The sequence below is a fragment of the Pseudonocardia yunnanensis genome (assembly GCF_039534065.1).
Taxonomy (GTDB): Bacteria; Actinomycetota; Actinomycetes; order Mycobacteriales; family Pseudonocardiaceae; genus Pseudonocardia; species Pseudonocardia yunnanensis.
In genome coordinates this window covers 200,149-207,596 of sequence record NZ_BAAAUS010000020.1, presented here as the reverse complement: position 1 = coordinate 207,596, position 7,448 = coordinate 200,149, and the positions used below count along the sequence as shown (strand labels likewise).

The following is a 7,448-nucleotide window of genomic DNA, read 5'->3' as shown; positions in this document are numbered from 1 at the left end:
CTGAACCAACCACCCACCACCAAGAGCTCAACCAGCGAGCACTTGACAACACATAGAAGCGTCCGCGCGAACGGACCGCTCGACCACTGGCCGAGCGCGGCCGCCCCGGTGCGGACCGGGTTCGGCTGGGTCCACTGGGCAGCCGGCGCGGTCGCACCCCGGTGGACGAGCGGCGCGGCGGCCCAATAGGTCTGCACAAGCGGGCCGCTCGTCCGCCAGGCCGGGCCGGCCCGGCGACGTCCACCCCCGTATGAACGGCACGGCCGTCCAATAGGTCCGCACGAGCGGACCGACCGTCCACCCGAGGGCGAGCGCGGCCACCATCCGTACGAGAGCCGGGTTCGGCGGACTCGTACCGCTGGAACAGCCGCTCCCCACGGACCAACGGCACGGCCACCCAATAGGTCCGCATGAACGGCCCGCTCGTCCACCGGATGCCGCCCCGTGCGGACCGGGTTCGGCGGGGTTCACCGGGAAGCCGGCGCGGTAGCGCCCCCAGTGGACGAACGGCGCGGCGGTCCAATAGGTCTGCACAAGCGGGCCGCTCGTCCGCCAGGCGGGCCGGCCCCGGCACCTACCTCTGTACGAACGGCACGGCCGTCCGATCGGTCCGCGCGAGCGGGACGCGCGTCCGCCAGCCGAAGAACAGGGTGTGAAGATCCCTTGAGCGCCAGGATCATATCAGATATGTTGCAGGTGACTCGGATCACAGGGGGAACCGCAACGTGACCGACCTGAAGTCGCAGACCATCTATCGCGCGCTGCGCGAGCGGATCCTGCGAAACGAGCTCACCGCCGGCACACGACTGGTGCTCCGCGAGCTGGCAAATCAGTACAACGCCAGCGACATCCCCGTCCGAGAGGCGCTGAGGATGCTCGAGCGCGACGGGTTGGTCGAAATGGTCCCCTACCGCGGTGCACGGGTCGCCACGCTCACCCGGCGTGAGATCGAGGAGACCTACTTCATCCGCGGTCATCTGGAAAGCATCGCCACCGGTCTCGCCGCCGAACGGATCAGCCAGACGGAGCTGGATGCACTCGACGCATTGATGGTGCTGATGCGCGCTGCGGTCGAAGCACAAGATGGACCACGTTTCTCCGACATCAATCACGAGTTCCACGCGACCATCGTCGCCGCCTGCGGCAACGAGATGCTCCGCGAGCTCACCATGGACATCTGGCAACGCCACTCCGGTTTCCAGCGAGTGTTCCGGATGGTCCCCGGGCGCCTGGCTCGCTCCCAGTCCGAGCACGAGGGAATCATGGCGGCTCTGCACGCACGGGACTCCAATCGGGCGGCGAAGCTCGCGCTGTGGCACAAACGCTCGGTGGGCGAAACCGTCAGCACGCTCGTCGACGACGCTCCCGATCAGCCGGGTGCCGAGGTCACCGCATGACGATCGACGACCGGCCCCGCCCACGGCAGCAGGCCGGCAATCCCCTCCCCCAGATCGGCATCCCCACCAACCCCGTATCGCACATCGACCTCACGTCCTACGGCGCTCGATCCGGCGCCGGCACCTGACGAGGAGTCCCATGCAGACCGCAGAGTCGCGGGCCGAAATGACCAGCGCTGTTCGCTTCGACCACGTCTACAAGGCGTTCGTCGGCCGGGGGCGCGGGAGTGATGCGGTACTGGCCTTGCAGGACGTCACGTTCGACGCGAAGCCGGGTGAGTTCGTCAGCCTGGTCGGGCCGTCCGGCTGCGGAAAGTCCACCTGCCTCAACCTTCTGGCCGGGCTGTCGAGCCCGTCCGACGGCACGGTCGCGCACCACGGCTCCCCGGTGCGCGGCATCAACACCTCGGTCGGCTACATCACCCAGGACGACAATCTGCTGCCATGGCGCTCATTGCGGGGCAACGTCGAACTGAGCCTCGAACTGCAGGGCGTCGAACGCCACGAGCGCCGCAAACGCGCCGAGGACTTCATCCACCTCGTCGGGCTGACCGGGTTCGAGGACCATTACCCGCACGAACTGTCCGGCGGTATGCGCAAGCGCGCCGGAATCATCCGCACCTTGGTCTACGAGAGCGCCATCGTTCTGATGGACGAGCCCTTCGGCCCGCTCGACGCGCAGACCCGGGTGATCCTGCAGGCGGAGCTTCTCAAGTTGTGGGAGCGTTCTCGCCCGACCGTACTGTTCGTCACGCACGACCTCGTCGAAGCGATTGCGCTGAGCGATCGGATCCTCGTGTTCACCAGTAATCCGGGCACCATCAAACGCGATTACCGCGTCGATCTGCCGCGCCCGCGCGACCCGTTCCGAATCCACGAGACACCGGGCTTCGGCGAGCTGCACGATGCGTTGTGGGCTGATATCCGCGTGGAAATCGAGAACTCCCGCGGACGGGGCGTGACGTGAGCATCGAGGCCGCACCCACGGAACGCGCGGCAGATCGCGGCAGGGAGGTCCTGGCCTTAGCAACCGAAGCCGAGCACCGCCGGCGGCACCGTGAGCGCGTCCACCTATGGCTCGGCACCGCCGGTCTCGGCATCGCGATCCTGCTGTTCTGGCAGTTCGGCATCCAGTACCTGGTCAATACGCGGTATGTGAGCGATCCGGTCTCGATCGCCGCGAGGATCGGTGAACTGCTCGCCGACGGCGAGATCATCGAGCACCTCACGGTCACGCTCACCGAGGCAGGGCTCGGCTTCCTCATCGGCGCCACAGTCGGCCTGCTGAGCGCCTTCGCTCTGGCCCAGACCCGGCGCGGATACGAGGTGTTCGAGCCCTTCCTCATCGGCTTCTACTCGATCCCGAAGATCGCTCTGGCGCCGTTGTTCATCCTGTGGTTCGGGCTCGGCTACACGCCGAAGGTCATCATGGCCGCGTTGCTCGTCTACTTCATCGTCTTCGTCAACGCAGTCACCGGGATCCGCGAGGTGAGCCCTGGTCTGCTCCAGGTCTGCCGGGTGTTCGGAGCGAGCCGGCGCGACCTCCTGCTCAAGATCGTTCTGCCTTCCGCGGCGCCTGCCGTCGTCGCCAGTATCAGGATCACCTTCACCAGGGCCATCGAGGGCGCGGTGCTCTCCGAGTTCGTGGCCTCGACCCAGGGGCTGGGCTACCTGGTCGCACGTGCTTCGCGTGCGTTCGACATCGAGACGGTCTTCGCCGGCATCCTGATCATCGCGACGGTGGTGATGATCGCGAACGGGCTGCTGCGATTGTTCGAGACCCGGCTCATGCCGTGGCAGACCGGCGGGGTGCACGGATGAACGCGCCGGCCCACGACACCGTCAGCTCCACAGGCGCCGCGGTGCTCACGAGGGCGAGCCTCGGTCACCTGGCCGCCCGCCGCGCCCACCGGCGGTTCCTCGCGGCGGCGCGCCTGGGAATCGTCGTCGTCGCGCTCATCGGATGGGAACTGGCGTCAGGGACACTGATCCGGCCGTTCTACATCAGCTCTCCGTCGGCGGTGGCACAGACGCTGGCCGAACTGGCGTGGAGCGGTGAGCTCTGGTACCACGCGCAGTTCACGGTGACAGCAGCGTTCGTCGGCTATCTGCTCGGTGCTGTCGCGGGAGTAGTGATCGCCTGGCCGTTGGGGATGGTGCGGCTCGCCTATCGCATCGTCGAGCCGTACTTCCTCGTGGCCTACTCCGTGCCCGCGGTCGCCATGGGCCCGGTGTTCATCCTCTGGTTCGGGATCGGCATGACCCCGAAGATCCTCATCGCCGCATACTTCGTCTTCTTCATCGTCTTCATCAACACCGTCGCCGGGTTTCAGCAGGTCCCACAGGGGCTGCTCGATGTCACACGGGTGATGGGCGCGTCGAACCGGGACCAGTTCCGAAAGGTCATGCTGCCGAGCGCCACCCCGTTCATCCTCGCCGCCCTGCGGATCACGTTGCCCGCGGCGATGATCGGTGCCGTGACCGGTGAGTTCATTTCGTCGAACCGGGGGCTCGGCTATCTCACGCGGGAGGCCGCATCGGTCTTCTCCACCGCAGGCGTGATCGCCGGGGTGCTCTCGCTCAGCGCGATCGTGTTGCTGATGAACCTCATGCTGCGCCCGCTACGCAACGCGCTGCGCTGGCAGCAAGCGATCGACGTGCCTCCCCTGGCCGGGGGCCGATAAAGCCGTTCTCATGCGCGACCGGTGTCCGATCCAGCCATGAGGGAGAGACCATGAGAGGACTACGGCAGTCCGCGATCTTGGGCGCACTGGCCTTGCTGATACCGGTCGCGGCCTGCGGAGGTGATTCCAGCCCGGGCGATCTCACGAAGATCACCGTCACCTCACTGCCGAGCGCGTTCCTCGCCTCGATGTACGTCGCCGACAAGCAGGGCATATTCGAGCGCGAGGGGCTCGACGTCGAGATCGTCGAGTTGCAGAGCGGCGCCGACGGCGTGGCAGCCGTGGTCTCGGGTAGCGCCCAGTACGCCGACATCGGCTTCGACGACCTCACAACGCTCGCAGCAGAGGGCGAGGAAAGCCTCGTCATGGTGCACAACCTCGTCGGACGGGTCACCTTCGCGCTGGTGATGAACCCGGATGTGGCGCGGGAGCGCGGAGTGAGCCGGGAGTCCAGCATCGAGGAGCGCTATGCCGCGCTCAAGGGCCTGCGGCTTGGCGTGACCTCGCCGGGTGCCGCCACCGACAAGTACATGCGGTACTACCTGCGGCAGGCCGGTCTCGATCCCGAGCGGGATGCAGAGATCATCGCGATCGGCGACGGCGCCTCGCTGCTCGCCGCACTCGAGACCGGGCAGATCGACGCCTACCAACTCTCCCCGCCGACGCCCTACGTCGCGCAGGCGGAAGGGTTCGGCACCGTCCTCATCGACGGCGCCGCGGGCGACGTTCCGCTGTTCTCCAATTTCGTCTACACCGGCTTCGCGACCAACCGCCAGTGGGCGGAGGACAACCCAGAACCGGCGCGCGCGTTCAGCCGCGCACTGAACACGGCCATGGCGCAGGTAACGGCCGACCCGAACGCCGCTGCTGCGGAGATCGTCGACCGGATGTCCGCCGGTGATGTCGCGATCATCCAGCAGACGCTCGGCGCGCTGATGCCTGCGCTCTCCCAAAACGGCTGTTTCGACGCCGGCGCCGTGCAGACCACGCTCGCCACGATGCACGACGTCGAGATAACGCCCAGCGCGGGCGATCCGGCCGAGGGCGTGCTGTGGACCAACGCCTACAACGACTGCTGACCGAGCGAAAGGAAATCCCGTGAAGATCGTTCGCTATCAGACGACCGGTCCCCCGTCATGGGGCGTGCTTTCCGACGGCGTCGTTCTCGCCGCCGAGGGAACGCCCTTCGTCGACCTGCGCTCCACCGGACGGCCGGTCGGGACGGTCGACGAGGTCACGCTGCTGGCTCCGGTCACTCCTCGCACCGTGCTCTGCGTCGGCCGCAACTACCGGTCCCATGCCGAGGAATTCGGCAACAAGGTGCCCGACGAACCCCTGCTCTTCCTGAAACCACCGGCTTCCGTGATCGGGCCGGGCGATGACGTGGTCTATCCCCGGATCTCGGGGCGGCTGGATCCCGAGGCCGAGTTGGTGCTCGTGATCGGGAAGCAGGCCCGATCCGTCGCGGCAGCCGATGCCTGGGACGTCATCGGTGGCTACACCTGCGGCAACGACATCACCGCCCGCGACATCCAGAAGTCCGACGGCCAGTGGACGCGAGGCAAGGGCTTCGACACCTTCTGCCCGATCGGGCCGTGGGTGGATACCGAGTACGACCCCACCGACGTCCGAGTGTCCTGCATCGTCGACGGTGAACGCCGCCAGGACGGCCGCACCAAGGACCTCATCTTCCCGATTCCTTTCCTCATCGAATACATCACTCGGTTCACCACACTCGAACCGGGAGACGTCATCCTCAGTGGAACGCCCGAAGGGGTCCGGCCGGTGCAGCCCGGCAACACGATCACGGTCGAGGTCGAAGGCCTCGGAGCACTCTCCAACCGGGTAGTGGCCGAGTTGGCCGCGCAGAGCGCATAGAGGAGTTGCCCCCATGACCGAGTCCGTCGAGTCGAGCACACCCCGCCTTGCCACCGAGCTTCCCAGCAAATATCTCCCCGCGGTGGGTTATCGCGACCTGCCCGAGCCGCGCAGCCTGCGGAAATATATGGGAGCCAGCATCATCCTCACCGCCACGGCGCTCGGCTCCGGCGAGCTGGTCCTGTGGCCCTACATCACCACACAGGTGGGCCTGGGGATCGTCTGGCTCGCGGTGGTGGGCATCACGATGCAGTTCTTCCTCAACATGGAGATCGAGCGCTACACCCTGATCACGGGCGAAACGGCCGTCACGGGGTTCTCCCGGATGTGGCTGCCCTGGGGCATCGTCTTCGTGCTGGGTGCAATCCTGCCGAACGCCTGGCCCGGATGGGCCTCCAGCGGGGCCACCGTTTTCACCTTCATATTCAACCTCAGCGAGTCGGCCGTCCCGCTGATCGCCACCATATTCCTCATCTCCATCGGTCTGGCGGTGACCATCTCGCCGGTCATCTACCAGACACTCGAGAAGATCGAGGGCGTCATGATCGCCCTCATCCTGGTCTTCGTCGTGACGGCGATAGCTGTGGCCACCACGGGTGGCGCCTGGGCGCAGGTCGTCACCGACATCCCCGAAGTCACCGGGAACCTGCCGGCCGTCGTCGCTCAGCTGGGTGCGGCGTCGCTGTTCGGCGCGATCGTCTTCGCAGGTGCAGGCGGTGCGAACAACCTCGTCCAGAGCAACTACATCAGGGACAAGGGAATGGGGATGGGCATCAACATCCCCAACATCGTCTCCCCGGTCACCGGCCAGGAGGTCGCGGCTCCTTCGCTCGGGTACATGGTCCCCTCGACGAAGGAGAACGAACGCCGTTGGCGGCAGTGGTGGCGCATCGCGAACTGGGAACAGCTCATCACGTTCTGGTTCATCGGAGCACTGCTGCTGGTCTCCCTCGCCGTCCTCGTCGTCTCGACGATCGGCACGAACACCGAACTCGAAGAAGGGCTGTCGTTCCTCCAGGCGGAAGGCAGCGCACTGGGCGACCTCATCGGACCCTGGTTCACCACAGCCTTCTACGTCGCCGGCTTCCTGATGCTCTTCTCCACGAACATCGGGGTCATCGACTACGTGAGCCGGCTCGCGGGCGACTCGTTGAAGGTGACCTTCCTGAAGGAGAGCAACTTCTGGAGCGAGAGCAAGATCTACATCACGGTGGTGTGGATCATGATCATCGCCGGTTCGGGGATCATCTGGACCGGCATCGAACCGGTCCTGCTCCTCATCATCTCCTCGGCCGGAGGCGGCTTCGTCATGGCGATCTACTCCGTGCTGATCATCATGCTCAACCGTCGGCACCTACCGGAGTTCGCCAAGCTCAAGGGCTGGCGGCTGCCCGTGATGATTCTGATCGCCATGTTCTACGTCGCCTTCTCGCTGTTCCTGACCTATCAGATGATCACCCAGGGGCCGGCTTCGGTGGCGTAGCCGACC

General features: G+C 66.1%; 9 protein-coding genes. 8 read left to right on the top strand and 1 reads right to left on the bottom strand.

From position 1 onward, the window contains the following. Positions 1-197, bottom strand: a 197-nt coding sequence (locus tag ABD743_RS19735) for a hypothetical protein (RefSeq protein WP_344723591.1), incomplete at its 3' end; no start/stop codon positions are given. A 528-nt stretch (positions 198-725) separates the two neighbouring features. Between ABD743_RS19735 and ABD743_RS19730 the strand changes: the two genes are divergently transcribed. The 8 genes from ABD743_RS19730 to ABD743_RS19695 are packed head-to-tail and all read left to right on the top strand — an operon-like array spanning position 726 to position 7,442. Continuing rightward, the gene (locus ABD743_RS19730; protein ID WP_344723590.1) at positions 726-1,397 is read left to right on the top strand and encodes a GntR family transcriptional regulator; all 672 of its coding nucleotides are present in this window, start codon (positions 726-728) and stop codon (positions 1,395-1,397) included. Further along, complete coding sequence (locus ABD743_RS19725; protein WP_344723589.1) at positions 1,394-1,525, top strand: hypothetical protein; 132 nt, start codon at positions 1,394-1,396, stop codon at positions 1,523-1,525. The genes ABD743_RS19730 and ABD743_RS19725 overlap by 4 nt, the downstream gene beginning before the upstream one ends. A gap of 11 nt (positions 1,526-1,536) precedes the next feature. Further along, positions 1,537-2,364, top strand: a complete 828-nt coding sequence (locus tag ABD743_RS19720; protein WP_344723588.1) for an ABC transporter ATP-binding protein — start codon at positions 1,537-1,539, stop codon at positions 2,362-2,364. Beyond that, a complete protein-coding gene (locus tag ABD743_RS19715; protein ID WP_344723587.1) occupies positions 2,361-3,218 on the top strand; it encodes an ABC transporter permease in 858 nt (285 codons plus the stop codon). Before ABD743_RS19720 ends, ABD743_RS19715 begins: the two co-directional genes overlap by 4 nt. Next, on the top strand, positions 3,215-4,081 hold the full coding sequence (locus tag ABD743_RS19710) for an ABC transporter permease (RefSeq protein WP_344723586.1): 867 nt from the start codon (positions 3,215-3,217) through the stop codon (positions 4,079-4,081). Before ABD743_RS19715 ends, ABD743_RS19710 begins: the two co-directional genes overlap by 4 nt. 50 nt (positions 4,082-4,131) lie before the next feature. After that, entirely contained in the window at positions 4,132-5,160 is a 1,029-nt protein-coding gene (locus ABD743_RS19705; RefSeq protein WP_344723585.1) for an ABC transporter substrate-binding protein, read from the top strand. Between the two features lie 19 nt (positions 5,161-5,179). After that, complete coding sequence (locus ABD743_RS19700; protein ID WP_344723584.1) at positions 5,180-5,959, top strand: fumarylacetoacetate hydrolase family protein; 780 nt, start codon at positions 5,180-5,182, stop codon at positions 5,957-5,959. A gap of 13 nt (positions 5,960-5,972) precedes the next feature. Further along, entirely contained in the window at positions 5,973-7,442 is a 1,470-nt protein-coding gene (locus ABD743_RS19695) for an Nramp family divalent metal transporter (protein ID WP_344723583.1), read from the top strand. Positions 7,443-7,448: the final 6 nt, after the last annotated feature.